At 54.7% G+C, this 26,862-nt stretch carries 22 protein-coding genes and 3 tRNA genes; 17 read left to right on the top strand and 8 right to left on the bottom strand.

The window, feature by feature from the left end; all coding sequences use genetic code 11:
- Positions 1–281: 281 nt before the first annotated feature.
- Both C5F52_RS05505 and C5F52_RS05510 read left to right on the top strand, forming a co-directional pair.
- The gene (locus C5F52_RS05505; protein WP_161499657.1) at positions 282–1,145 is read left to right on the top strand and encodes a M23 family metallopeptidase; all 864 of its coding nucleotides are present in this window, start codon (positions 282–284) and stop codon (positions 1,143–1,145) included.
- 27 nt (positions 1,146–1,172) lie between these two features.
- Positions 1,173–1,616, top strand: a complete 444-nt coding sequence (locus C5F52_RS05510) for a polymer-forming cytoskeletal protein (protein WP_104797341.1) — start codon at positions 1,173–1,175, stop codon at positions 1,614–1,616.
- A 63-nt stretch (positions 1,617–1,679) separates the two neighbouring features.
- Here the strand turns inward: C5F52_RS05510 and C5F52_RS05515 are convergent.
- Positions 1,680–1,770: transfer RNA gene (locus tag C5F52_RS05515), tRNA-Ser, on the bottom strand.
- A gap of 79 nt (positions 1,771–1,849) precedes the next feature.
- Here C5F52_RS05515 and C5F52_RS05520 point away from each other — a divergent pair.
- On the top strand, positions 1,850–4,114 hold the full coding sequence (locus tag C5F52_RS05520) for an arginine/lysine/ornithine decarboxylase (RefSeq protein ID WP_104797342.1): 2,265 nt from the start codon (positions 1,850–1,852) through the stop codon (positions 4,112–4,114).
- 15 nt (positions 4,115–4,129) lie between these two features.
- Here the strand turns inward: C5F52_RS05520 and C5F52_RS05525 are convergent, their stop codons facing one another.
- Complete coding sequence (locus tag C5F52_RS05525) at positions 4,130–4,987, bottom strand: DNA ligase (protein WP_104797343.1); 858 nt, start codon at positions 4,985–4,987, stop codon at positions 4,130–4,132.
- A 62-nt stretch (positions 4,988–5,049) separates the two neighbouring features.
- Positions 5,050–5,862: an enoyl-ACP reductase FabI gene (gene fabI, locus C5F52_RS05530; RefSeq protein ID WP_104797344.1), complete on the bottom strand. Its 813-nt coding sequence runs from the start codon at positions 5,860–5,862 to the stop codon at positions 5,050–5,052.
- A 35-nt stretch (positions 5,863–5,897) separates the two neighbouring features.
- On the opposite strand from fabI, the gene C5F52_RS05535 reads away from it, so the two are divergent.
- From C5F52_RS05535 to C5F52_RS05585, 11 genes are all read left to right on the top strand, one after another.
- The gene (locus C5F52_RS05535; protein WP_104797345.1) at positions 5,898–7,760 is read left to right on the top strand and encodes an extracellular solute-binding protein; all 1,863 of its coding nucleotides are present in this window, start codon (positions 5,898–5,900) and stop codon (positions 7,758–7,760) included.
- Entirely contained in the window at positions 7,757–8,791 is a 1,035-nt protein-coding gene (locus C5F52_RS05540) for a microcin C ABC transporter permease YejB (RefSeq protein WP_104797346.1), read from the top strand. Before C5F52_RS05535 ends, C5F52_RS05540 begins: the two co-directional genes overlap by 4 nt.
- Positions 8,757–9,818 (top strand): ABC transporter permease, encoded by a 1,062-nt coding sequence (locus tag C5F52_RS05545; RefSeq protein WP_104797347.1) that lies wholly within the window; start codon positions 8,757–8,759, stop codon positions 9,816–9,818. The genes C5F52_RS05540 and C5F52_RS05545 overlap by 35 nt, the downstream gene beginning before the upstream one ends.
- The gene (locus tag C5F52_RS05550; protein WP_104797348.1) at positions 9,815–11,449 is read left to right on the top strand and encodes an ABC transporter ATP-binding protein; all 1,635 of its coding nucleotides are present in this window, start codon (positions 9,815–9,817) and stop codon (positions 11,447–11,449) included. The genes C5F52_RS05545 and C5F52_RS05550 overlap by 4 nt, the downstream gene beginning before the upstream one ends.
- A 138-nt stretch (positions 11,450–11,587) precedes the next feature.
- On the top strand, positions 11,588–12,148 hold the full coding sequence (rimP, locus tag C5F52_RS05555) for a ribosome maturation factor RimP (RefSeq protein WP_104797349.1): 561 nt from the start codon (positions 11,588–11,590) through the stop codon (positions 12,146–12,148).
- 28 nt (positions 12,149–12,176) lie between these two features.
- Entirely contained in the window at positions 12,177–13,661 is a 1,485-nt protein-coding gene (gene nusA / locus C5F52_RS05560; RefSeq protein ID WP_104797350.1) for a transcription termination factor NusA, read from the top strand.
- Between the two features lie 24 nt (positions 13,662–13,685).
- Positions 13,686–16,526, top strand: a complete 2,841-nt coding sequence (gene infB / locus C5F52_RS05565) for a translation initiation factor IF-2 (RefSeq protein WP_104797351.1) — start codon at positions 13,686–13,688, stop codon at positions 16,524–16,526.
- 19 nt (positions 16,527–16,545) lie between these two features.
- Positions 16,546–16,917 carry a 30S ribosome-binding factor RbfA gene (gene rbfA, locus C5F52_RS05570; protein WP_104797352.1) on the top strand — a complete coding sequence of 124 codons (372 nt, stop codon included), beginning with the start codon at positions 16,546–16,548 and terminating at the stop codon, positions 16,915–16,917.
- Between the two features lie 4 nt (positions 16,918–16,921).
- Positions 16,922–17,947: a tRNA pseudouridine(55) synthase TruB gene (gene truB, locus C5F52_RS05575; protein WP_369951899.1), complete on the top strand. Its 1,026-nt coding sequence runs from the start codon at positions 16,922–16,924 to the stop codon at positions 17,945–17,947.
- A 14-nt stretch (positions 17,948–17,961) separates the two neighbouring features.
- A complete protein-coding gene (gene typA, locus C5F52_RS05580; RefSeq protein ID WP_104797353.1) occupies positions 17,962–19,779 on the top strand; it encodes a translational GTPase TypA in 1,818 nt (605 codons plus the stop codon).
- 146 nt (positions 19,780–19,925) lie between these two features.
- On the top strand, positions 19,926–21,059 hold the full coding sequence (locus tag C5F52_RS05585; protein ID WP_104797354.1) for an enoyl-CoA hydratase/isomerase family protein: 1,134 nt from the start codon (positions 19,926–19,928) through the stop codon (positions 21,057–21,059).
- Between the two features lie 50 nt (positions 21,060–21,109).
- Here C5F52_RS05585 and C5F52_RS05590 read toward each other — a convergent pair whose 3' ends face one another.
- The gene (locus C5F52_RS05590) at positions 21,110–22,021 is read right to left on the bottom strand and encodes a CoA transferase (protein WP_161499658.1); all 912 of its coding nucleotides are present in this window, start codon (positions 22,019–22,021) and stop codon (positions 21,110–21,112) included.
- 29 nt (positions 22,022–22,050) lie between these two features.
- Here C5F52_RS05590 and C5F52_RS05595 point away from each other — a divergent pair.
- Positions 22,051–22,127 (top strand) — tRNA-Pro (locus C5F52_RS05595).
- Between the two features lie 43 nt (positions 22,128–22,170).
- Positions 22,171–22,247, top strand: a tRNA-Arg gene (locus C5F52_RS05600).
- A gap of 16 nt (positions 22,248–22,263) precedes the next feature.
- Here C5F52_RS05600 and C5F52_RS05605 read toward each other — a convergent pair.
- On the bottom strand, positions 22,264–23,214 hold the full coding sequence (locus tag C5F52_RS05605; RefSeq protein ID WP_104797356.1) for a hypothetical protein: 951 nt from the start codon (positions 23,212–23,214) through the stop codon (positions 22,264–22,266).
- A gap of 57 nt (positions 23,215–23,271) precedes the next feature.
- A complete protein-coding gene (locus C5F52_RS05610; protein WP_146100041.1) occupies positions 23,272–23,811 on the bottom strand; it encodes a hypothetical protein in 540 nt (179 codons plus the stop codon).
- 124 nt (positions 23,812–23,935) lie between these two features.
- Here C5F52_RS05610 and C5F52_RS29655 point away from each other — a divergent pair, with 124 nt between their 5' ends.
- Positions 23,936–24,859, top strand: a complete 924-nt coding sequence (locus tag C5F52_RS29655; RefSeq protein WP_146100042.1) for a hypothetical protein — start codon at positions 23,936–23,938, stop codon at positions 24,857–24,859.
- Positions 24,860–24,869: 10 nt separating this feature from the next.
- Here the strand turns inward: C5F52_RS29655 and C5F52_RS05620 are convergent, their stop codons facing one another.
- On the bottom strand, positions 24,870–25,574 hold the full coding sequence (locus tag C5F52_RS05620) for a glutathione binding-like protein (RefSeq protein WP_104797359.1): 705 nt from the start codon (positions 25,572–25,574) through the stop codon (positions 24,870–24,872).
- Positions 25,575–25,583: 9 nt separating this feature from the next.
- Positions 25,584–26,846 (bottom strand): acyl-CoA dehydrogenase family protein, encoded by a 1,263-nt coding sequence (locus C5F52_RS05625; RefSeq protein WP_104797360.1) that lies wholly within the window; start codon positions 26,844–26,846, stop codon positions 25,584–25,586.
- Positions 26,847–26,862 lie beyond the last annotated feature (16 nt).

Raw genomic sequence — 26,862 nt, forward strand, 5'->3', positions numbered from 1 at the left:
AAATTTTAATCAGTTTTGATTTTTAAAAAATACGTTTAAAGAGATGGAGTAGCGCAATGGAATTAACTTTTTCTCAGGAGGAGTTCTTTGTCATTGCTGGTATTTGCTCCTAAAAAATTAAGTGACTTTTGAAGAGAGAACTACCTACAATTCTTGTTTGACTGGCGAGGGTATTCGCATAAGTCTCGATAAGTTTTCCGGAGCCATCTATGCAACTAATGTGGGTATCAGGACCCACCGCCTCAGTGCGGACCATTTCCATTACAGCCAAAAAGGTGCTGATGGCTGTGTGCGTCTCTGCGTTTGTGTTGGTGGCTTTTGGCGTGTTGTTGCACTTCATTGGTTTTCGAATTGCGATTGAGATGAGCCCTAGCTTGGCACGAAGCATGGGTGGCGTTACCACTGAGGCCGAGCAGCAGAAGGTGGAGGCGGTTTACCGTGAGCGTTTGGACAATTTGCGCCAAACCATGAGCTCAACAGTCCAAGAAATTCGTCAGTTGGAAAGCCTGAAGAATAAATTCATGGAAGTGGCTACCCCCATCAACTTGCGCGACAAATACAGCAAAAAAGAAGAAGCACGTGGCGGTCCTTGGATTGCGCCACGCTTTCAAGCATCTCCTTCGCGTGACTTGAATCAAGATTTCGTTTCCGCCATTGATGAGTTCGGCCAAACACAAGCCGCAGTCAAGAATTTGACCCAGAACTGGTCAGCGCAACTGAGCTGGTTGCACGCTTTGCCCACAGGTATCCCCATGGGTAAAGACTTTCGCGTGACCAGTGGCTTTGGCATCCGTAACGACCCCTTCACAGGGCAGTTGGCCATGCATGAAGGTCTGGACTTCGTCGCAGATATTGGCTCTCCTATTGTGGCGACGGCTGCAGGAACCGTGATCCGTTCGGGCTGGGATGCTTCTTATGGCAATGTGGTTGAAGTGAGTCATATCGAAGGATTTACAACCCGCTATGCCCACTTGAGCAAGCGCATGGTTGAGGTCGGCCAAAAGGTGCAACGAGGTGAGACCATTGCCCAGTTGGGCAGCACAGGCCGCTCTACGGGGCCACATCTGCATTATGAAGTGATGCGCAATGATCGCGTCTTGAACCCCACGCAGATGTTGACGCAAACCACAGCCAGTGCCCAATGAGCGAACTAATTATCTAAAAGGCCTGACATGTTTGAAAAATTAAAAGATAAGTCGTTGTCGCCATCGCAAGAACGTTTTGACACCATCATTGGTCGCACGACCCAGATTTACGGTCGTTTGGTTTTGCTAGACAGTGTCCGCATCGATGGCAAGGTGGTGGGCAATATTGAGACCACCAAAGATAACAAGGTCACTGTTGCCATTGGCAAAACAGGCGAAGTCTCGGGTGATATCACCGCCCATCGCGTCATGGTTGCAGGCAAGGTTGAAGGCAATATTTATGCGGCCGAACGTGTGGAGTTCCACAAAGACTCCATCGTGCAGGGCGATATCTCGTATGGTTCGATTGCGGTTGAACATGGCGCGCGCTTGTTGGGCTTGGTCATTCAAAACCCTATCAGTTCGGCTGCCGCAAACAGCAATGCAGATGCGAAGAGCGTGATTAAGAAGGCGCAAGAAAGCAGTAGCTAAGTCGCATCTGGCCATGCTTTAAAGAAAAAGCCCCTGCTGATAAAACAGCAGGGGCTTTTGTTTTGGCGGAGCAAGAGGGATTCGAACCCTCGGTGGGCTATTAACCCACACACGCTTTCCAGGCGTGCGACTTAAACCACTCATCCATCGCTCCTAAGCCTTACATTGTAGCAGCGGGCGAGTACACTTCGGCGCTATTGTTTTGTTCAAGCTTCAAACGCTCGGAGTCCCGCATGAAATTTCGCTTCCCCATCGTCATCATTGACGAGGATTTTCGTTCTGAAAATACGTCAGGCTTGGGCATCCGTGCGCTGGCCGAAGCGATTGAAGGCGAGGGCTATGAGGTCATGGGCGCCACCAGCTATGGCGACCTGAGCCAGTTTGCGCAACAGCAGTCGCGTGCTAGTGCGTTCATCTTATCGATTGACGATGAAGAGTTCACACCTGGCCCTGACCTTGATCCTGCCGTGTTGAACCTGCGTAACTTTATCGAAGAAGTGCGCCGTAAAAACGCCGATGTGCCAATTTATGTTTACGGCGAAACTAAAACATCGCGTCACTTGCCTAACGACATCTTGCGCGAGTTGCATGGCTTTATTCACATGTTTGAAGACACGCCAGAGTTTGTCGCGCGTCACATCATCCGTGAAGCTAAAAGCTATTTGGAGAGTGTGCAGCCGCCATTTTTCAAAGCCTTGCTGGATTACGCCGAAGACGGTTCGTATTCATGGCATTGCCCTGGTCACTCAGGTGGCGTGGCGTTCTTGAAGAGCCCTGTGGGCCAGATGTATCACCAGTTTTATGGCGAAAACATGTTGCGTGCCGACGTGTGTAACGCGGTAGAAGAACTCGGTCAGCTGCTGGACCACAACGGTGCGATTGGTGAGAGTGAGCGCAATGCTGCCCGCATCTTCAACGCGGACCATTGCTTCTTCGTGACCAACGGCACGAGCACCTCGAACAAAATCGTGTGGCACCACACCGTGGCGCCTGACGATGTGGTGGTGGTAGACCGCAACTGTCACAAGTCGGTGTTGCACGCCATCATCATGACCGGTGCTGTGCCTGTGTTTTTGAAGCCCACGCGCAACCACTACGGCATCATTGGCCCGATTCCACAAAGCGAGTTTGAGCCCGCCGCGATTCAAGCCAAGATCAAGGCCAACCCTTTGCTTAAAGGTGTGGATGCCAAGAAGGTCAAGCCGCGCGTGTTGACCCTCACGCAGTCTACTTACGACGGCGTGTTGTACAACACCGAAACCATCAAGAACATGCTCGATGGCTACGTGGCTAACTTGCACTTTGACGAGGCTTGGTTGCCCCATGCGGCGTTCAATCCGTTTTATGGCACCTACCACGCCATGGGTAAGAAGCGCGAGCGCCCCATGCACTCGGTGGTGTACGCCACGCAATCAATTCACAAGCTGTTGGCTGGTATCAGTCAAGCCAGCCATGTGTTGGTGCAAGATTCGCAAAAAACCAAGTTGGACCGTCACCTGTTCAACGAAGCGTATTTGATGCACACCAGCACCAGCCCACAGTACAGCATCATTGCCAGCTGTGACGTGGCCGCCGCGATGATGGAGCCCCCCGGTGGCACAGCCTTGGTCGAGGAAAGCATTGCTGAAGCGTTGGATTTCCGCCGCGCCATGCGCAAGGTGGACGACGAATACGGCAAGGACTGGTGGTTCAAAGTCTGGGGCCCCGATGAGCTGGTCGACGACGGCATTGGCCGCGCTGACAGCTGGATCATCAAAGGCAAGGGCAAGTCGTCTAAGTGGCATGGTTTTGGCAACTTGGCCGATGGCTTCAACATGTTGGACCCCATCAAGGCCACCATCGTCACGCCAGGTTTGGACCTCAACGGCAAGTTCGATAAAACAGGTATTCCTGCCAGTATCGTCACCAAGTTCTTGGCCGAGCATGGCGTGATTGTGGAGAAGACGGGCCTGTACAGCTTCTTCATCATGTTCACCATTGGCATCACCAAGGGCCGCTGGAACTCGTTGCTCACCGCGTTGCAGCAGTTCAAAGACGACTACGACCGCAACCAACCCATGTGGCGTGTCCTGCCCGAGTTCTGCCAAAAGCACCGCGCTTATGAGCGCATGGGCCTGCGCGACTTGTGCCAGCACGTGCACACGCTCTACGCCAAGTACGACATCGCACGTTTGACCACCGAGATGTACCTGAGCGACTTGACGCCTGCCATGAAGCCCAGCGACGCCTATGCACAAATCGCCCACCGCAACACCGAGCGCGTGCCTGTGGACGATTTGTTGGGGCGTATCACCACCAGTTTGGTCACGCCATACCCACCGGGTATTCCGTTGCTCATTCCGGGCGAAGTGTTCAATAAGAAGATCGTGGACTACCTCAAGTTCGCCCGCGAATTCAACTTGCAATGCCCTGGCTTCGAGACCGATATCCACGGCTTGGTTGAGGTGGTCGGAGACGATGGCGTGAAGCGCTACTACGCCGATTGCGTCAAAGCCTAACGCTCGCTGCAGGCCTTAGCGTTCCACCGCAGGTCTGATGCGCACAAAACTGGCAAAGCGCGGGACGCCTTGGTCAGTCAAACCGCGATAGCGATAAGTCACCCACTGGCCCACGTCCGGTGGGTTTTCTCTTTGGGCGTCTGTGTACCCTGTGCCAAGCTTGAACCGCAGCCCTTGCGGTGTTTCTACCCACAAAGCGCCTAGACGTTGGGCGTGCTTGCCTTGACCCGCTTCATGGCTGACCACCTTGGCTTCCGCATCCGCGTGCAGTTTGACTTTCAGCACATCGGAATTTCTGCCGCTTTGGTACAGACTGCTGCCAAGGTGCAGCACCAAGCCTTCGCCGCCAGCTTGCACGGTTTTGCTCAACATGGCCTTCAATGCTGCATGCGACGGCACCTGGCTTTGCGTCACGGCTTGAACCCAAGGTTTGCCAATCTGCTTGACGATGTTTTGATAGCGCACGATGCGCTCTGCGAACGCTTGGGTCGGTGTATGGGCATCAAATATCATGAATCGCATGGCGCGCCATGCGCTGTCGGATGCCTGTTTTTGTTGAATCACAGAAGCCGCTTGCTCAAACTGCCCCAGCCCTGCCCAAAGCTCTCCCTCGAACGGCTGCGTAGGCCAAGTTTGTACAAACCAGTTGGGTGGGTTGAGTGCTTTGCCGCTTCGACTCAAGAGTTGGCGGCCATCCCAGTAGCCTCGTATGCCGTCGTATTTTTCGCTCACCCAATAGTCGGTGAGCTTTTCATTGCCCTGATACAGGTTAGCCAGCCACATCGCGGGCGGCTGTGTGGCCAGTGCAGGTAAGGAGGCGAGGCTGCCGAGGCAACCCAAGGAGAAGTGAGAAAGCAAATTGCGGCGTTGCATGGTCGTCTCCTTGGGGCCTACAGCCCGCATATGTGGCCACCCGCGTGGCCAGGAGCGCCAGCTTACTCGGCTACAGGCTCGGCAATGCCACCTACAACTTGGCTAAATCCGCCGTCCACATAGGTAATTTCGGCAGTTACGCCTGCAGCCAAGTTGGACATCAAGAACGCAGCGACGTTGCCCACGTCTTCGATGGTCACGTTGCGACGGATAGGGGAGGCTTCTGCCACCACGCTCAAAATCTTGCCAAAGCCTTTGATGCCGCTGGCAGCCAGGGTTTTGATCGGGCCGGCGCTGATGCCATTGGCCCGCAGGTTGCGGCCTTTGGCGCCCAAAGATTCGGCCAAGTAACGCACAGACGCTTCAAGCGAGGCTTTGGCCAAGCCCATGGTGTTGTAGTTGGGTACGGTGCGGATGGCGCCCAAGTACGACAGGGTCAGCACGGCTGAGTTGTCGTTGAGGTAGGGCAGAGCGGCTTTGGCCATCGCGGGGAAGCTGTAAGCGCTGATGTCGTGTGCAATGGCAAAGCCTTCGCGAGACAAACCATCGAGGAAGTCGCCCGCAATAGCTTCGCGTGGGGCGTAGCCAATGGAGTGCACAAAACCGTCAAACGTGGGCCAATGGGTCGACAGATCTTTGAACATTTGGTTGATTTGGTCATCGCTGCCCACATCACAATCAAAAATCAGTTTGGAGTCGAAGTCTGCGGCAAACTCTGTGATACGGTCCTTGAAGCGCTCGCCCACGTAGCTAAACGCCAACTCGGCACCTTGGTCGTGGCAAGCTTTGGCAATGCCATAAGCGATGGAGCGGTTGGACAACACGCCCGTGATGAGAAGCTTTTTGCCAGATAGGAAACCAGTTTTTGTACTCATGAAATCTCTCCAAAAAAATCTTGCAGAATTGTCGCATGCGTAGCTTTCTCATTTTGTTGGCATTTTGGTGCTCTGCCCCCTCGTGGGCGGGGCACGCTTACGCGCAATTTGGGGACATCAAATACCCCGCCAACTTCAAAAACTTCGACTACGCCAATCCGCTAGCCCCCAAAGGGGGCGAGTTGATTTTGGTGCCACCCTCACGGTTGTCGAGCTTTGACAAATACAACCCCTTCACCCTCAAAGGCAATGCTGCCCCAGGTTTGAGCGGCTTGGTGTTTGAATCGCTCTTGACGGGCACCATGGATGAGCCCACCACGGCCTACGGTTTGTTGGCTGAAGATGTCAGCATCGCATCTGACCGCCACTCGGTGACGTTTAAATTGCGCAGCCAAGCGCGTTTTCACACAGGCGAAGCTGTGATGGCCGACGATGTGAAATATTCATTTGAGCAACTCATCAGCAAGCAAGCAGCACCACAGTTTCGAACGCTATACGCCGAGGTGGTAGGCGTGACGGTGGTGGACTCTCGCACCGTGCGCTTTGATTTCAAGCGCGCCAACCCAGAGCTGCCCTTGATCGTAGGCGGCATGCCTGTGTTCAGCCGCCAATGGGGCATGGAGAACGGTGCTCCCAAACCTTTCGACAAAATCGTCACAGATACGCCGATCGGAAGCGGGCCCTACAAAATTGGCCGTGTCGTGTTTGGTCGTGATGTGACTTACGAGCGCGACAACAACTACTGGGCGCGCGAACTCAATGTGCGCAAAGGTTTGTTCAACTTTGACCGCATCACCTATCGCTTGTACAAAGACAACACCGCACAGCTCGAAGGATTCAAGGCGGGCGAATTTGATTTGGTGCAGTCCTTCATTGCGCGCGAGTGGGCGAGGGGCTACACAGGTAAGCAGTTTGTCAACCGCGCCCTGATGAAAAGCGAGTTCAAGCACGGCAACGCAGGTGACTTTCAGGGCTTCATGTTCAATACCCGCTTGCCCAAATTCAAAGATGCCCGCGTGCGCGAAGCCATTGCCTTGGCGATGGACTTTGAGTGGATGAATCGTCAATTGTTTTATGGCGCTTACCAGCGCGTGCGTGGCTACTTTGTGGCCAGTGATTTTGAAGCCACTGGCATGCCTGATGCTGCTGAGTTGGCCTTGCTCACGCCTTTGCGTGACAAACTTTCGCCGAATGTGTTCAAAGATGCCGTGCCGCAACCATCGCGCACCTCGCTCGACCCCAAGTCGGGTGAAACCTTGCGTGACCATTTGCGCCGTGCCAAGGCCTTGTTGGCAGAGGCGGGTTGGACCTACCGCGATGGCGCACTGCGCAACGCCAAGGGCGAGGCATTCACCGTTGAGTTTTTGGATAACTCGGGCGCCATGGGCCGTGTGATCACGCCGTACGCCAAGAACTTAGAAAAGCTCGGCTTTCAGGTGAACTACAAAGTCATTGACTTTGCGATTTTGCAAAAGCGTCTTGATGTGTTTGATTTTGAAATCATCAGCAACCGCATTGTGGGCAGCGAGTCACCGGGCACTGAGCTGATGGAGCGTTTTGGATCCAAGGCTGCCACTACCGAAGGCTCGGGTAACTTCATTGGCATTCAAGACCCTGCGGTGGATGCTTTGCTAGAAAACGTGACATCTGCCAAAACCCGTCCTCAGCTCATCACGGCGGTGCGTGCGTTAGACCGCGTGCTGCGCCACGGCCACTACAGCGTGCCGCATTGGTATGGCGGTGTCCATCGAGTCGCATGGCGCAACGGCCGCTTTGAGTTGCCTGCCGTTATGCCGCGCTACTACCAACCCGAAACATGGGCCTCTTCCACTTGGTGGGCCACCATTGACAACCGTGCCACCTTGGCGGCCATCAAAAGAGCGGAGCGTGCGCCATGAGTTCGTACATCCTCAGACGTTTGTTGTTGATGATTCCCACCTTGTTCGGCGTGCTGCTCATGACCTTTGTGGTCATTCAGTTTGTGCCGGGGGGTCCTGTTGAGCAAATGGTGTCGCAGCTGCAAGGCCGCGACAGTGGCGGCGAGGGCGCTGCCGTGGCAGGCGCTGGCTACCGTGGCCGCCAAGGCGTGGACGCTGCGCGCATTGAAGAAATTCGCCAGCAATACGGCTTTGACAAACCGCCAACCGAGCGCTTTTGGCAAATGCTCAAACAGTTCGCCGTGTTCGATTTGGGCAAAAGCTTTTTCTATCCCAAAACCGTGTGGGAGTTGGTGAAGGAGAAAATGCCAGTCTCCATCAGCTTGGGGCTGTGGACCTTCCTCTTGAGCTACCTCATCTCGGTGCCCTTGGGTGTGGCTAAGGCCGTGCGTGCGGGCTCGTCGTTTGATTTGGTGACGAGTCTTTTGGTGTTGGTGGGTTTTGCCATTCCCGGATTTGTGTTGGGCGTGGCTTTGTTGGTGGTGTTTGGCGGCCAGTTGCAGTGGTTCCCACTGCGTGGTTTGACCTCGGCCAATTGGGAGCAACTCACGTGGGGGGCTCGCATCACCGACTACTTGTGGCACATCGTGTTGCCCGTCACCTCCAGCGTGTTGGGTGCTTTTGCGGTGACCACGCTGCTGACTAAAAACGCCATGCTCGAAGAGATTCGCAAGCAATATGTGCTCACCGCCCGTGCCAAAGGTTTGTCGGAGCGCCGCGTGATTTGGAACCATGTGTTTCGCAATGCACTCATACCCTTGGTCACAGGTTTTCCGGCGGCTTTCATTGGCGCGTTTTTTACAGGCTCGCTGTTGATTGAAACACTGTTCTCACTCGATGGTTTGGGGCTGTTGAGTTACGAGAGCGTGATGCGCCGAGACTATCCCGTGGTGTTGGGCACTTTGTATTTGTTCACGTTGATTGGCTTGGTCACCAAGCTCATCAGCGACCTTTGTTATGTTTGGGTGGACCCGCGTGTCAAATTCGACTGAAGCCTCTTTGTCGCCCACCCAGCGTGCTTGGCTGAGGTTCAGGCATAACCGCCTTGGCTTTTACAGCTTGGTGTTGTTTGTGTTTTTCTTCGGTCTCAGCTTGTTGGCCGAAGTGCTTTGCAACGACAAACCCCTGCTGGCTCGCTACAACGGCAGCTTCTACATGCCCATCGTGCACAACCAGCCTGAGACGACCTTTGGCGGCGACTTCGACACGCCCACCGACTACCTCGATCCCTTCATCCAAGCCCAGTTTGACAAACCCGGCAACTGGGCTATGTATCCAATCATTCCGTACCACCACACCACATTGAACTACTTCGCCAAGATGCCCAATCCAGCCCCGCCTTCGGCAGATAACTGGTTTGGTACAGACGACCGCGGTCGCGATGTGCTGGCACGCTTGCTCTACGGTTTTCGCATCTCGGTGTTGTTTGCTTTGGCGCTGACTTTGTTTGGTACGGTCATCGGCATCTTGACGGGAGCCTTGCAAGGCTTTTTTGGCGGCAAGACCGACTTGGCCATGCAGCGCTTCATCGAGGTGTGGAGCGCTATGCCTGAGCTTTACTTGCTCATCATCTTCTCGGCGGTGTTTGATCCGAGCATCACCTTGCTGCTGATTTTGTTGGGGCTGTTTGGTTGGATGGGTTTGTCCGACTATGTGCGGGCTGAGTTCTTACGCAACCGCCAGCTTGACTATGTGCGCGCCGCACGTGCATTGGGCTTATCCAATGTACAAATCATGTGGCGACATGTGCTGCCCAACAGCTTGACGCCGGTGGTGACATTCCTGCCGTTTCGCATGAGCGCGGCCATTTTGTCGCTCACCTCCTTGGACTTTTTAGGTTTGGGCGTGCCGCCCGGTACGCCGAGCTTGGGCGAGTTGTTGGCGCAAGGCAAAAATAACATCGATGCATGGTGGATTTCTTTGTCCACCTTTGCCGTGTTGGTCATCACCTTGATGCTGCTGACCTTCATGGGTGACGCGCTGCGCGACGCACTAGACCCCAGAAAGGCGCGCGCATGAGACTGCCTTTGCTGCAAGTGCGCGATTTGCGCATTGGCTTTCAAGCCGAAGATGTCGTCAAAGGCATCAGCTTCAACTTAGACTTGGGTGAAAAGCTAGCCTTGGTGGGGGAGTCTGGCTCTGGCAAAAGCGTGACCGCGCTGAGCTTTGTCAAACTGCTTGAAGGCGCCCGCGTCTCGGGCCGCGTGCTGTGGACCGCCCAAGACGCTGACACGCTTGCGCCTGAAGCCACTGACGCACCTCACACGCACGACTTGGTCAAACTCAGTGAGCGTGAGCTGATCAACATCCGCGGTCAAGACATCGCCTTTGTGTTCCAAGAGCCCATGACGGCTTTGAACCCTTTGATGATGGTGGGCGACCAAATTGCTGAGGTGTTGGAACTCAAACGTGGCATGACACGCGAGGAGGCTTGGCATGAGGCGGTGGAGTTGCTCAGCCTTACGGGTATCCCTGAGCCAGTGCGCCGTGCCAGCGCTTACCCGCATCAGCTGTCGGGTGGCCAGCGCCAACGTGTGATGATTGCCATGGCTTTGGCCTGTCGCCCGCGCTTGTTGGTGGCCGACGAGCCGACCACAGCGTTGGATGTCTCGCTGCGTGCGCAAATTTTGGATTTGCTCAACGACCTGCAAAAACGCTTTGGCATGGCCGTGCTGCTGATTACGCACGACCTCAACACAGTGCGCCGCTTTGCTGACCAAGTACTGGTTATGGAAAAGGGCGTGATCGTTGAGTCTGGCAAAGTGGATGTGGTGTTGACTTATCCCACCCATCCCTACACGCAAAAGCTGATTGACAGCCAACCGCCGCGCAATGTGGTGGAAGCGAAAAACAATGCCCCAGCCGTGATGCAAGCCAGAGCCTTGCGCGTGAGCTACCCCATGCGTCGCGCAGGTTGGCGTGGTTGGTTCAAGGGCGACCAATTCGTGGCCGTGCAGGGCGCGAGCTTTGATTTGCGCGCGGGTCAAACTTTGGGCGTAATTGGCGAATCGGGCTCTGGTAAAACTACTTTGGCTTTGGCGGCGTTGGGTTTGATGCCCAGCGAGGGCACGCTCACCATCGACGGTGTGGCTTGGCAAGGTAAGTCTGCGTCAGATTTACCGCTGCGCCGCAAGGTGCAAGTGGTGTTTCAAGACCCGTTTTCATCCCTGTCACCGCGCATGAATGTGCAAGAGTTGGTGTCTGAGGGCTTGACCCTGCACGCACCTGAGCTGGATGACTTAGGCCGTTTACGCCGCATGTTGGTGACCTTAGCCGCTGTCGGTTTGACCGAAACTGAGTTTCCCGGTTTGCTGCAGCGTTACCCGCATGAATTTTCTGGCGGTCAGCGCCAGCGTTTGGCCATTGCGCGCGCTTTGGTGGTTGAGCCGCAGGTGTTGGTGTTGGATGAGCCCACCAGCGCTTTGGACGCCACCACCCAGTTGCAAGTGTTGCAACTTTTGCAAAAGCTACAGCGCGAGCGGGGTTTGAGTTATTTGCTCATCACCCATGATGTCTCGGTCATTCGTGCCATGGCACATCATGTCATGGTCATGCAGGCCGGCAAGGTGGTTGAGGCAGGGACGTTTGAGCAAGTGCTGAACAATCCGCAGGCGCCTTACACAAAGATTTTGGTAGGGGCCGCAGCCTAAAAATACCGTTTATCCTTTGATAATCAAGCATTTAGGCGCTACAATAAGTGCTTCACGACCAAACGGGCGGGTAATTACCGCTCGTTTTTTTTGGTCGTTTGTTTTTTGAACACTTGATTTAGAAGGCTATTTTCCGACGTGAGTTTGCAGCAAACCGTAGAACAAACAGTGACCGGCTTAGGTTACGACCTGGTAGAGATTGAACGCTCGGCCGGAGGTCTCTTGCGCATCACGATCGATATGCCTTGGACGGCTGACACCCCCGTTCAGCCCATCAATGTGGAAGACTGCGAACGCGTCACCCGCCAGCTGCAATTCGCACTTGAGGTCGATGGCGCTGAATACGCCCGTCTTGAGGTCTCTTCTCCTGGTATTGACCGCCCCTTGCGTCACCAAGCTGATTTCGAACGATTTTTGGGTGAAGAGGTTGACCTCACGCTCAAAGCTCCCATTGGCGCTGCAGCAGCAGGCCAAGTGTCGGCCACCCGTAAAAAATTCCGTGGCACTTTAGAGCGCACCGACGATGGTGCAGGTTGGCAAATCACCTGGCGTGATGAAGTCAAGGCCAAGCCTGGTCAAAAAGTGAGCCCCAAAAGATTAGCCGAAATGCCAGTGCACGCACTGGGTTTCACGCTGGACGAGCTGCGAGAAGCACGTCTGGCTCCGATTGTGGATTTCAAGGGCAAAAAGCCCCGTTGAACTTAGGTAAGAGAAGGAGTAACCGATCATGAACCGCGAAATGTTGATGCTGGTCGAGGCGATCTCGCGCGAGAAAAACGTCGAACGCGATGTGGTGTTTGGCGCCGTCGAGTTGGCGCTGGCCCAAGCCACCAAAAAGCTGTACCAAGGTGAAGTGGACATTCGCGTCGCGATGGACCGCGACACGGGTGAGTACGAAACTTTCCGCCGTTGGTTGGTGGTGCCTGACGAAGCCGGTTTGCAAAATCCAGAAGCCGAAGAGATGCTGATGGACGCCCGCGAACGCGTGGCTGATGCAGAAGAAGGCGAATACATCGAAGAAGGTATTGAGTCTTTGCCTATCGGTCGTATCGGTGCGATGGCCGCGAAGCAAGTGATCTTGCAAAAAATCCGTGATGCTGAGCGCGAAATGTTGCTCAACGATTTCATGTCGCGCGGCGACAAGATTTTTGTGGGCACGGTCAAGCGCATGGACAAGGGCGATCTGATTGTTGAATCCGGTCGCGTTGAAGGCCGTCTGCGTCGCAGCGAAATGATTCCAAAGGAAAACTTCCGCAGTGGCGACCGTGTGCGCGCCATGATCATGGACGTGGACCTCACCTTGCGCGGTGCGCCCATCATCTTGTCTCGCTCAGCCCCTGAATTCATGGTCGAGTTGTTCCGCCACGAAGTGCCAGAAATCGAACAAGGCATGCTTGAAATTAAATCTTGCGCCCGTGACTCCGGTTCGCGCGCCAAGATTGCTGTGATCTCTCATGACAAACGCGTGGACCCCATTGGCACTTGCGTTGGTGTGCGTGGCACTCGCGTGAACGCCGTGACCACCGAGCTCGCAGGCGAGCGCGTGGACATCGTGTTGTGGAGTGAAGACCCAGCACAATTCGTGATTGGTGCTTTGGCTCCCGCCAACGTCAGCTCCATCGTGGTGGACGAAGAGCGTCACGCTATGGACGTGGTGGTAGACGAAGAAAACCTCGCCATCGCCATCGGTCGCGGCGGTCAAAACGTGCGCTTGGCTGCTGAATTGACAGGTTGGAAAATCAACATCATGGACGCGGCTGAGTCTGCTCAGAAGCAAGCTGACGAAACATTCAGCATCCGTGAATTGTTCATGGCCAAGTTGGACGTGGACCAAGAAGTTGCTGACATCTTGATTGAAGAAGGCTTCACCAGCCTCGAAGAAGTGGCTTACGTGCCCTTGCAAGAGATGTTGGAAATTGAAAGCTTTGACGAAGACACCGTCAACGAGTTGCGCACACGTGCCAAGGATGCGCTGCTCACCATGGAAATTGCACGCGAAGAGAGCGTCGAAGAAGTTTCGCAAGATTTGCGCGACCTCGAAGGATTGAATGCGGAGTTCTTGCCCCAGTTGGCTGAGAGCGGCGTACACACCCGTGACGATTTGGCCGATTTGGCCGTAGACGAGCTCACAGCCATTACCGGCCAAAGCGAAGAAGAGGCCAAAGCCCTGATCTTGAAGGCACGTGAACATTGGTTCACGGGTCAAGAGTAATGGTCATGGCGAGGAAGATCAGATATGTCCAGTACGACCGTAGCCGAGTTTGCCAGCGAACTCAAAAAACCAACCGACACCCTGCTTGATCAACTCAAGGCAGCCGGTGTTGCCAAAGCTTCTGCCAGCGATGTGCTGACAGAGGGCGACAAACAAATGCTCTTGAGCCACTTGCAAGCCAGCCATGGCACTGCATCGCCCGAGCGCAAGAAAATCACCTTGGTTAAGAAATCGACCACTGAGATCAAACAAGCTGATGCCACAGGCAAAGCGCGCACCATCCAAGTGGAAGTGCGTAAAAAACGTACCTTCGTCAAGCGCGATGAAGACGAGGCGACTGAGGTGCAAGCTGCGCCTGTGCCTGCCGCGGTGCAAGAGCCTGTTGTGCCTTTGATCGACCATGCCGAACTGGCCCGTCGTGAAGAAGAAGCACGCCGCCAAGCCGAGCTGATCCGTCGCCAAGAAGAAGAGTTGGCCGAAAAACGCCGCCTGCGCGAAGAACAAGAAGCCAAAGACCAAGCCAAGGCAGAAGCCGCCAAAGCCAAGGCGCAAGCCGAAGCCGCTGTGGTGGCTGAAACTGCTGCGCCTGAAGCTAAGGCCGAAGCAGCAGAGCCCGTGGTCGACGTCAAAGCGCAAGCCGCTGAAGCCGCCCGTGTGGAAGCCGCCGCAGCCTCTAAAGCCCGTGCCGACGAAGACACCGCTCGTGCTGCCGATTTGGACAGCCGTCGTCGCAAAGCTTTGGCCGAAGCCGAAGCCATTCGCTTGATGATGAGCACGCCACAAAAGCAAATGGTGGCCAAAAAGCCTGAGCCCACACCTGATCCCAAAGCCATCAAAGGCACTTTGCACAAGCCTGCCGGCACACCCGGTGCTGGTGCACGTCCTGGTGCACCCGCTGCGCCTGGTACAGCTGCGCCTGGCAACAAAGAAGTCAAGAGCGCCAAGTTGTCTTCCAGCTGGGCCGATGAACAAGCCAAAAAGAAAGCCATCAAAACACGCGGTGACGCGAGTGGTGGCGTGGGCCGCAACAGCTGGCGTGGAGGCCCCAAAGGCCGCCGTGACCGCGACCGTGATGACGACCGCGCACCACAAGCAGCGGTCGAAGCACGCGTGCTGGAAGTGCACGTGCCCGAAACTATCACCGTGGGCGAGTTGGCCCACAAGATGGCGATCAAAGCCTCTGAAGTCATCAAGCAGTTGATGAAGCTCGGCCAAATGGCCACCATCAACCAGCCTTTGGACCAAGACACCGCCATGATTTTGGTGGAAGAGTTGGGACACAAAGCGGTGGTGGCTGCACTGGACGATCCAGAAGCCTTTACCGAAGAAGAAGCATCCGGTCACCAAGCTGAGTCCTTGACACGCGCCCCTGTGGTGACGGTCATGGGCCACGTGGACCACGGTAAAACTTCTTTGCTCGACTACATCCGTCGCGCCAAAGTCGCGTCGGGCGAAGCCGGTGGCATTACCCAACACATTGGCGCGTACCACGTGGAAACTCCACGCGGCATGATCTCGTTCTTGGATACGCCCGGTCACGAGGCCTTCACGGCCATGCGTGCGCGCGGTGCCAAGGCAACCGACATCGTCATCTTGGTGGTGGCGGCTGATGACGGCGTGATGCCGCAAACCAAAGAAGCCATCAAGCATGCAAAAGCAGCGGGTGTGCCGATCGTGGTGGCGGTTAACAAAATTGACAAACCCGGTGCTAACCCTGAACGCGTCAAAGGCGAACTGGTGGCTGAAGAAGTGGTGCCTGAAGAGTTCGGTGGTGATTCACCGTTCTGTGAAGTCTCTGCCAAAACCGGTGCAGGCATTGACGAGTTGCTGGAGCAAGTGCTCCTGCAAGCCGAGGTGCTTGAGCTCAAAGCGCCTGTCGACGCCATGGCCAAAGGCTTGGTGATCGAAGCGCGTTTGGACAAAGGTCGCGGTCCTGTGGCCACAGTGCTGGTTCAGTCCGGTACGCTGAATGTGGGCGACGTGGTTTTGGGCGGTCAAACCTATGGCCGCGTGCGCGCCATGTTGGATGAGAACGGCAAGCCGATCAAGTCTGCTGGCCCATCGATTCCTGTTGAGATTCAAGGTCTCACCGAAGTGCCGCAAGCGGGCGATGAATTCATGGTCATGACCGACGAGCGTCGTGCCCGCGAAATCGCTACCTACCGTGCAGGCAAGGTGCGCAACACCAAGCTGGCCAAGCAACAAGCGTCGAAGCTGGAGAACATGTTCTCCGACATGACGTCTGGCGAAGTCAAGCTGTTGCCCATCATCGTCAAGGCCGACGTGCAAGGTTCGCAAGAAGCTTTGGCTGCGTCGTTGCTCAAGCTGTCGACCGCAGAAGTCAAAGTTCAGTTGGTGTACGCCGCAGTGGGTGGCATCAGCGAGAGCGATGTCAACTTGTCTATCGCTTCTAAGGCTGTGATCATTGGCTTCAACACACGTGCTGATGCTGGTGCGCGCAAGTTGGCCGAGAACAATGGCGTGGACATTCGTTACTACAACATCATTTATGACGCTGTGGACGAACTCAAAGCGGCCATGTCCGGCATGCTCACACCCGACAAGAAAGAAGAAGTCATCGGTACGGCCGAGATTCGCCAAGTGCTGCGCGTCAGCAAGATTGGTGCGATCGCGGGCTGTATGGTCACCTCCGGTTTGGTACGCCGCAACGCCAAGTTGCGTTTGTTGCGCAACAACGTGGTCGTCTTCACCGGCGAACTCGACAGCTTGAAGCGTTTCAAAGACGACGCCAAAGAAGTCAAAGAAAACTTCGAGTGCGGTTTGACCATCAAGAACTACAACGACATCGTCGAAGGCGATGTGTTGGAATTCTTCGAAATCAAAGAGGTGGCACGTACGCTGTAAAGCGTCAGTGCAATGAAGCATGGCACGTAAACCGACCAGCACCCCCAACCGCAGCTACCAAGTGGCCGACCAGATCCAACGTGACCTGGCCGAGTTGATCGCGCGTGAGTTGAAAGACCCACGCGTGGGCATGGTCACGCTACAAGGTGTGGAAGTGACGCCCGATTACGCCCATGCCAAAGTGCATTTCAGTGTGTTGAATGGCGACCCTGTGAAAACAGGTGAGGGCTTGAACCAAGCTGCGGGTTTCCTGCGCAACGGCTTATTCAAGCGCTTGCACATCCACACCGTGCCTACTTTGCACTTTGTGTACGACCGCACGCCTGAGCGTGCGTCAGACATGAATGCGCTGATTGCCAAAGCAGTCGCTAGCAAAGCCAAGGACGATTGAACGCATGAACGCCGCAGGGCAGACATCAGGGAGCAACGAAGCTCCCCGTTCACGCATGCCGCGCGTGCGGGTGCAGCGTCGCCCTGTGCATGGTGTGTTGCTGTTGGATAAGCCCATTGGTTTGTCCAGCAACGATGCGCTACAAAAAGCCAAGTGGCTGTTACGGGCTGAAAAAGCCGGCCACACTGGCACGCTCGATCCATTGGCCACTGGTGTGTTGCCATTGTGTTTTGGTGCAGCGACCAAATTTAGTCAGCTCCATTTGGATGCTGACAAAACCTACGAAACCACAGTGCGCTTAGGTATCAAAACCAGCACTGCGGATGCCGAAGGTGAAGTTATTTCAGAGCGTCCCGTCACTTGCACCGTGGGTCAAGTGGTGGAAGTGCTGGACCGTTTCATGGGCCCGATCACGCAAGTGCCGCCCATGTACAGCGCCTTGAAAAAGGACGGCAAAGCTTTGTATGAATATGCGCGCGCGGGTGAAACCGTTGAGCGCGAGCCTCGCCATGTGGTGATTCACGATTTAGAGCTGCTCGAGATGCAGCTCGAGGGCGATGCACCGTTTTTGCGTTTGCGTGTGACCTGCAGTAAGGGCACTTACATCCGCACCTTGGGCGAAGACATTGCCGAAGCTTTGGGTTGCGGTGGTCACTTGAGCGCTTTGCGTCGTGTGGCTACTGGCCCCTTTGAAGAGTCAGCCTGTGTGACCTTGGAAGACTTGGGCGCCATGGACGAGCCACAACGCGAAGCGCGTTTGATGCCAGTGCAGTCGCTCTTGGGCGATCACACGGTTGTCACATTGGATATTGAAAATGCAGGTCGCTTTTTGAGCGGCGTGCGTCGTCGCGGTACTTGGCCAGACCTTGACCGTGTGAGTGTGTTTGGGGAACAACCGCACGCTTTGCTGGGCAGTGCCCATGTCAAAGCTGGGGAGCTGATTCCGGGACGGTTGTTGAGTCCCCTTGAAATTCAACAAATTTTAGAAAGTTCGTCTGTGAACCAGCCCGCATTGGCTGAGCAGGCATAAAGGAAGAGAGAAGCATGAGTAAGCAAATTCGCAACATCGCCATCATCGCCCACGTTGACCACGGTAAAACAACCATGGTTGACCAATTGCTGCGTCAATCTGGCACCTTCGCCGACCACGAAAAAGTGGTCGACACTGTGATGGACAACAACGCTATCGAACGCGAACGCGGCATCACGATTCTGGCCAAGAACTGTGCTGTGAGCTGGGAAGGTACACACATCAATATCGTTGACACCCCTGGTCACGCGGACTTCGGTGGCGAAGTGGAACGTGCCTTGTCGATGGTGGACGGCGTTGTGTTGTTGATCGATGCGCAAGAAGGCCCCATGCCTCAAACTCGTTTCGTGACCAAGAAAGCTTTGGCCTTGGGCTTGAAGCCCATCGTCGTGGTGAACAAAGTGGACAAGCCTGGTGCAAACCCAGACAAAGTGGTGAACGCCGCTTTTGACTTGTTCGACAAACTCGGTGCAACCGACGAACAACTCGACTTCCCCGTGGTGTATGCCTCAGGTATCAACGGCTGGACTTCTCTCGAAGAAGGCGCGCCAGGCGAGCAGTGGGGCCCAGACATGTCGGCCTTGTTCAACACTGTGTTGAAGCACGTGCCTCCACAACAGGGTGACCCTGCTGCGCCCTTGCAATTGCAAATCTCAGCGCTCGACTTCTCCACCTTCGTGGGTCGTATCGGCGTGGGCCGTATCAGCCAAGGCACTGTCAAGCCCATGATGGACGTGATGGTCATGGAAGGCCCAGATGGCTCAGCCGTCAAAGGTCGCGTCAACCAAGTGTTGAAGTTCCAAGGTCTGGACCGCGTGCAAGCTACCGAAGCCGGCCCTGGCGACATCGTGTTGATCAACGGTATTGCTGACTTGAACATCGGCGTGACGGTGACTGACCCTGTCAACCCAGCACCTCTGCCAATGCTCAAGATTGATGAGCCAACACTGACCATGAACTTCTGCGTGAACACCAGCCCATTGGCCGGCCGTGAAGGCAAATACGTGACCAGCCGTCAGTTGTGGGACCGTCTGCAAAAAGAACTGCAACACAACGTGGCTTTGCGTGTGAAAGAAACCGACGAAGAAGGCGTGTTTGACGTCGCCGGTCGTGGTGAATTGCACTTGACCATTTTGTTGGAAAACATGCGTCGTGAAGGCTACGAATTGGCTGTGTCCAAGCCACGCGTGGTGTTCCGTGATATCAATGGCGAGCGCCATGAGCCTATCGAATTGGTGACTGCCGACATCGAAGAAACCCATCAAGGCGGCGTCATGCAAGCCTTGGGCGAGCGCAAAGGCGAACTCGTCAACATGGAGCCCGATGGCCGTGGCCGTGTGCGTTTGGAATACCGCATTCCAGCCCGTGGTTTGATTGGTTTCACCAATGAGTTCTTGAACTTGACCCGTGGTTCAGGTTTAATCTCCAACATCTTCGACAGCTACGAGCCACACAAAGGTGACATCGGCGGCCGTAAGAACGGTGTGTTGATCTCTATGGACGACGGTGAAATCTTCACCTACGCCTTGGGCAAGTTGGATGACCGTGGCCGCATGTTCGTCAAGGCGAACGACCCTGTTTACGAAGGCATGATTGTGGGTATCCACAGCCGTGACAACGACTTGGTGGTGAACGCCACACGTACCAAACAGCTGACCAACTTCCGCGTGTCTGGCAAAGAAGACGCGATCAAGATCACGCCTCCGATCGACCTCACACTCGAATACGGTGTGGAATTCATCGAAGACGACGAGTTGGTCGAAATCACGCCTAAGAGCGTGCGTCTGCGCAAACGCTTCTTGAAAGAGCACGAGCGCAAGCGCAATAAGTAATTCACTTTTTTGCACGAAAAGCCGAGGCCTGCCTCGGCTTTTTTACGCCTAGACTTTTTACATGTCGCGTGGGTTCATTTGTGTTGCGAGACCAGCATTGGAATTCATGAAAATACGAATAACTAATTTGAATGAGGAGAGCCACCATGTCCACTTACACCACTGATGTTCATGCTGAACGCGTGGGCCATTTAGGCTTCATCACGCTCAACCGCCCCAAGGCTTTGAATGCTTTGTCATTGGCCATGGTGCGTGAGTTGAACCACGTGCTGCAACAGTGGCAAGACGATACACAGGTGATGGCTGTGGTGGTGCGTGGCAGTAACAAGGAAGGTCCGTTTGGTGCCTTCTGTGCTGGTGGTGACATTCGTTATTTTCACCAAGCGGCATTGAGTGGTGACGTGATGCTGGAAGACTTCTTCACCGAGGAATACAGCCTCAACCATTTGATTCAAAACTACCCCAAGCCGTACATTGCTTTGATGGACGGCATTGTCATGGGCGGCGGCATGGGCATCAGCCAAGGCGCTGCGCTGCGGGTGGTGACTGAACGTACAAAGATGGCCATGCCCGAGACCCACATTGGTTTGTTTCCGGATGTGGGGGGCGGTTACTTCTTAGGCCGCTGCCATGGCCCCAAGTGCCCAGACCACATGGGCGAGTATTTGGCGCTAACAGGCTATGTGCTGCGCGGTGGTGAATCGCTGCATGTGGGCTTGGCTGATGTGTGTGTGGACTCGGCTGCTTTGCCTGCGCTGTGGGATGGTTTGCGTCAGCAAGATTGGGTCAGTGGCGATGCTGTGACGGCTTGGCTACGTGAGCAATGCAAGACAACAACAGAGCAAGCCTTGGCCACAGTGCCAGCTTGGCAAAACGCGTCGATCGACAAGGTGTTTGGCTTAGCTACGGTGCTTGAAATGGAGCAAGCCCTGCAAGGCTCAGATGAATGGTCGGTGCAAACTTTGAAGGCCTTGCACCATCAGTCGCCCTTGATGTTGTGTGTCACGCTAGAGCAAATTCGCCGCGGTCGCCAAATGAGCCTCGCAGAAGACTTGCGAATGGAGCGCGACATGGTGCGTCATTGTTTTCAGACGGACCATCTGTCGCGCCGTGGCGTCAGCAGCGAAACAGTGGAGGGCATTCGAGCCTTGGCGGTGGACAAAGACCACTCGCCTAAATGGCTGCCTGCGCGCATTGCTGATGTCACACCTGAGATGGTGCTGCCGTTTTTTGAAAGTCCTTGGCCCGCATCTGCGCATCCCTTGCACCATTTGAGTTGAGCCTAGCCGCAGCGTTGGCGGCGTAGGTGGGCAGGGCAGTGAGGTGCTGCTTAACGCGGCAGCGTGTGCAGTGGAATGTCTTTGCTGCTAGCCAGCTTGTCAAGTTGTGCGCGGGTTTGCGACGCTAAGAACTGGGCAATCGATTCATGCGTGCTGCGTTTGTGCATTTGCGTAGCGGCTTGTTTGGGTAAGCCTACAGCCTCGCACAAACGCATCGCAAAGTGCGGCTCTAGGGCAGCCAAGGCTACGCGTCCGTTTTTGCAAGGGTAGACCTTGTAGCCAGCGTGTGCGCCGCCCACATCGCCATTAGGCACTGTGAGCCCCCATGCACGCGGCAAGGCGAGGTAAGTCGATGCATCGCACAACGCGACTTCGTGGTAAACGCCTTTGCCATGCGCTTTGCCTGGTCGTTGACGCAACAGCAATGCTTGCAGCACCGCTTCGGTGGTGAATAAAGAGCCACCCATGTCTGCATATAAGCTGGCTGGCATCTCTAAACCATTCACCAAGCCGCTGTCTGCTTGGTAGGTCAGGTCATGTCCGGCTTCTTCAGCGCGTTCGCCTGGGGCACCCACGATACTCACGACGCACAACGTGGGGTAGCGCTTGTGCAATTCTTTCCAGGCGAGGCCAAGTTTGACCAAGGCTGAAGGACGGAAGGAGGTGATGAGCACATCGGTTTGCGCCAGTTGTTTGTGCAGCGCAGCTTGGCCACGTTCAGATTTCAAATCGGCTTGCAACACCTTCAAACCTTGGTGCATCACCTCGTAAGCAGCAGGTTTGTAGATGCCCATGGGGTCTGCGGTACTCATGCCTTTAGGTGCGAGCGGTTCGAGCTTGGTGCACTTGGCGCCCATGGCTTGCAGTCGCATCACAGCAGCTGGGCCTGGCAGGTTCAGAGCTAGGGTGAGAACGCGCACCCCTTTGAGTGCAGTACTTTGTGTAGAGTCTGAAGAAATCATCACCGCATTATGGGTTACAATAACACCTTCGGGGCGTAGCGCAGCCTGGTAGCGCATCTGGTTTGGGACCAGAGGGTCGTAGGTTCGAATCCTATCGCCCCGACCACAAAAGCAAAAAAGGCCTCGTTCATCGAGGCCTTTTTTCATTTCTGTCCGTAGCTCAGTTGGATAGAGCAACAACCTTCTAAGTTGTGGGTCACAGGTTCGATTCCTGTCGGACAGGCCACTTTCTCAAGTACTGCTCAGTTGAACAACCAATCCGGGTTCAACGCCACATAGCAGTGCTTCTCCCCCAAGAACTGCCCATCAGGGCTGACACAAAAATTGGCACGGCGAAACTTCTTTTCGTCCGTCAGCACATACGAGCGGTACACCTCTTTGCTCTTGATGCCGGTTTTATCTTTGGGGTGCAACATCATCAAGCGCGTTGAACCGCATTCGCCTTTTTTGATGCAGGCCTTTTCTGCCTGTTCATCCACATAAAACTCAATGTAAATCGCGCCTGGAAATTTGGTCTTGGGCTTGGCCACCTTGATCATGCAAGGCATGTCCTGCGCACGCGGTAAACCCATGCGGTCGGCAAAAGTGTTCATCTCAGCCAGCACCGTTTCGCGGTATTTGTCCTTGATGGTTTTGTAGCAAACAAAGTAATCGGCATACGCATTGGTGAACACCACCGGCGTGAGCGGGCGGTTGTTCGCGTCGAGCTTGATCACGGCTGAGTCATACACAGCACTGACTGCGGGTGGGGCTGGCTTTTTGGCGTCTTTGCCATGCCCACCGCCGTGTCCGCCGCCATGGCCATCATCCTTTTTCTTTTCGTCTTTCTTAGGAGGGGCGCCGTGGCCGTCATCCTTCTTCTCTTCCTTCTTAGGAGGTGCACCATGGCCATCGTCTTTTTTGCCGTGGTCGTCCTTCTTCCCGTGATCGTCTTTAGGTTCGGGCTTGTGCGCTTCTTTAGGCTCAGCCTTGGGCAGCTCTTTGGGCTCTTCAAACTTGGGCTTGGCCACACGCTTGTAGATATAGCCGCTACGCCCAGGCTCACCTTCTTCTTCAACGTATTCAAATTTAGGCTTTGGCGGCTCTTCCTTGGCTGCGGGCTTTTTGGGCGGGTCGTTCGCCCAAGCTGGCGAGCCAATGAAGCTCGTCAGAACAAGTGCTGTAGCAATGAGGGTGGAGGAAGAAAAACGCATATCCCTAGAAGATCGGCTTTTTCAGCTCGGGCTTTAGCCTGGGCGGTCAAAAAGCCTTTAGGGAACGGTGTAACAGGTGGTGTCTGTGTGCAACTTGCCTTTGTCAGTCACGCATTGCTGAGAAATCAGCTTGCGCGACATATCTGACAAAAAGTAAGACCGATACAGCACCTTGTCTTTAGGGATCAGGCTGATGCTGCGAAACACGGGACATTGCTCGTTGCGCACGCAAGCGGTGAGGCGTTGCTGGTTCACATACAGGTGAATGTTGATGCGTCCAGGTGTGAGGCTTTTGTCAGTGCCAATGCTGACGACGCAGGCATCACCTTTGACGAATGGCAGTTCAACCAATTCGGCAAAGTAGTTCATCTCTGCCACGATCAATTCTCGAAACCACGGAGCCACGATGCCGTTGCAATCAAAGTAGTCGAGCTTGGTGGTGTGAACCAAAATTTCTGTGTAGGGCCTGTTTTTTGGGCCCAGCAACAGCATGGGCTCAGCGCCAGATTGCGGCGGACGAGCAAGCAGAGCGCGTGATGCTGTCGGTTTGTCTTGCGCGAGCACGCCCGTCCAAACAGACAGGAGCAAGCAGGTCAACAGGAAAAACTTCTTAAACATGACGTCTTATGAATCGGTTGGAACAGAGGTAACTTTATCAGTTTGTGGTTGGCACTTGTAGATCTATCAAGTAAAGTGAAACAGTGTCGATTTCAACGTTGTGATGAAACCCAAATCTTTACTCTTATATCTGTTTTTTTCTACCTTGATGCTTGGGTGTGGCGGCGGTGGAGGTGGTGGCGATGGTTCAAATTCCAGCGTTATGACCTATGTAAAAACCATCACAAGCTTTAGTACGACAAGCCACCCTTTAACTTCCCCTAAGTTAATGACTTTCTCGGGGACTGGATTTCTCACGGTGGCCGATAGTGCTTCTGTTGTGACATTCAACACGGCTTCTGGTAGCGTGGTATCAAACTACGCGGTGACGAATCCGTTTGGAGTCGCTGTGAAGCCAGGCTCTAATGATGTTTATTACACGGGTGGTAGCGCTGGCAATCAAGGTGTATTTTTAAATGGGCAACCCATTTCGATACCCAATACGGGGGCTAATTTGTACGGTATTGCTTTTACAACTGCTCAGGATTGGTATGTTGCTAAGGTTGCAGGTTCTATTTTGATCTATCAGAACACCAGTCAAGGTACTCCTGTTTCGGTTCCTGTTCCAGGTGGTTTTCCCTCTGCATTGGTTGCAAATAACGGATTGATCTATGTTTCACTATCTGGAGCAGCGGCTTCCATCCTCAGCTTTAATCCTGCCAATACAGGTGATGCCAATCACGGATTTACGGTGCTTCCATGGGGGACATTTGACTTTCCAAATGGCATGGCGATTGATGGCGATTATGCTTACATCGCCAACGCGGGTGATTTAAATGGCGACAATGGCTATATCAGCCGAGTCAAAATTAGCGATGGAACCAAAGAGGTTTTTGCGAGTTCGTCGATCGGTGTTTGGCAAACGACGGGCGTTGGATTTTGCGGCCCATCGGGACTTGCGATTTACGATAAATATCTTTATGTGAGCAATGGCACTTGCACAAATGCGGTCAATGAAAAACAAATTTTGAAAATCAAGCTGCCATAGCCCGTGACCGTCAGCGTTTGGCGAACTGTGTTGACCCAAACAAAATATCTTTAGCCTTGTCATTCGTCAGTGGCTTACGTAAATCAGCCAACACTTGCACACCACGCTGGACCGCAGGTCGAGCTGCAATCAAATCAAACCAAGCTTTGAGGTGAGGGTAGTCGGCCCAATCAATGCCTTGGTTTTGCCAGCTGCGTAGCCACGGGAAGATGGCAATGTCGGCAATGCTGTAGCTGTTGCCGCCGATGAATTTGCTTTCCTGCAAACGCTTGTCCATCACGCCATACAAGCGTTTGGCTTCGTTGGTGTAGCGGTTGTAAGCGTAGTCAATTTTCTCGGGCGCGTAGATGCGAAAGTGGTGCGCTTGACCCAGCATGGGGCCCACGCCACCCATTTGAAACATCAGCCATTGCAGCACTTCAAATTTGGCGCGATCGCTCTTGGGCAGCAGCTTGCCCGTTTTAGAGGCGAGGTACAACAAAATGGCGCCCGATTCAAACAGGCTGATCGGCTTGCCGTCGGGCCCGTGTGGATCGACGAGCGCAGGAATTTTGTTGTTGGGGCTGATCTTCAAAAACTCAGGTGTGAATTGATCTCCTTGACCGATGTTGACGGGGTGGGCTAGCCAGTCGCGTCCCAATCGAAAACCACACTCTTCGAGCATGATGTGTACTTTGTGTCCGTTGGGCGTAGGCCATGAGTAAACGTCGATCATTTGGGTTCCTTAAGCGCCGCGGGTGATGGGCATGTCAATGTCTTGTTGCGCACTGTTGATGTGCCGCGCGAGTTCGAGTTTAGCGATGGATTGGCGATGTACCTCATCGGGGCCATCGGCCAAACGCAACCAGCGTTGCGTGCAGTAGGCGTAGGCCAGTGGAAAGTCGTCCGAGATACCCGCTGCGCCGTGGGCCTGAATGGCCCAGTCAATCACTTGGCTGGCCATGTTGGGTGCAATCACCTTGATCATGGCGATTTCTGCGCGTGCTTCTTTGTTGCCCACGGTGTCCATCATGTACGCAGCTTTGAGGGTCAGCAAGCGCGCTTGCTCAATCATGATGCGTGCGTTGGCAATGCGCTCATGCCAGACACCTTGGGTGGACAGAGGTTTGCCAAATGCAACACGGCTGTTGAGGCGCTTGCACATCAACTCCAAAGCGCGCTCTGCGGCGCCAATGGAGCGCATGCAATGGTGAATGCGTCCTGGGCCTAAGCGGCCTTGGGCAATCTCGAACCCTCGGCCTTCGCCGAGCAACAGGTTTTCAACTGGCACACGCACGTTGGTGAGCGTGACTTCCATGTGCCCGTGCGGCGCGTCGTCGTAGCCAAACACGCTCAAGGGGCGAACCACTTTCACGCCAGGTGTGTTGGCAGGCACCACCACCATGCTTTGTTGCGCGTGCTTGGGTGCTGTGGGGTCTGTTTTACCCATCACGATGTATACGGCGCAACGTGGGTCACCCGCGCCAGAGCTCCACCACTTGGTTCCGTTGATGACGTACTCGTTGCCTTCGCGAGCTATGCTGCATTGGATGTTGGTGGCGTCTGACGAAGCCACCGCTGGCTCGGTCATCAAAAACGCTGAGCGAATATCGCCACGTAACAAAGGCTCAAGCCACTGCACCTTCAGCGCTTCGCTGGCGTAGCGCTCGAAGGTTTCCATATTGCCGGTGTCGGGCGCGGAGGAGTTGAATACCTCGGCAGCAAAGGGTACACGGCCCATGATTTCGCACAGGGGCGCGTATTCCAAATTGCTCAAGCCATCGGGCACGCGTGGGCTGTGCGGGATGAACAAATTCCACAGACCTGCAGCGCGTGCTTTGGGCTTGAGTTCTTCCACCAACTCGGTGGGAATCCAGGCATTGCCCTTGGCGCGGTTGGCGGCAATTTCTTCAAAGAAACGTTGCTCGTTGGGGTAAACGTGCTCGTCCATGAAGGCGAGCAAGCGTACTTGTAGGCCTTTGACTTTGTCGCTGTAATCGAAGTTCATGGTGTGTTCCTTGTTT

The organism is Limnohabitans sp. TS-CS-82 (assembly GCF_002943475.1).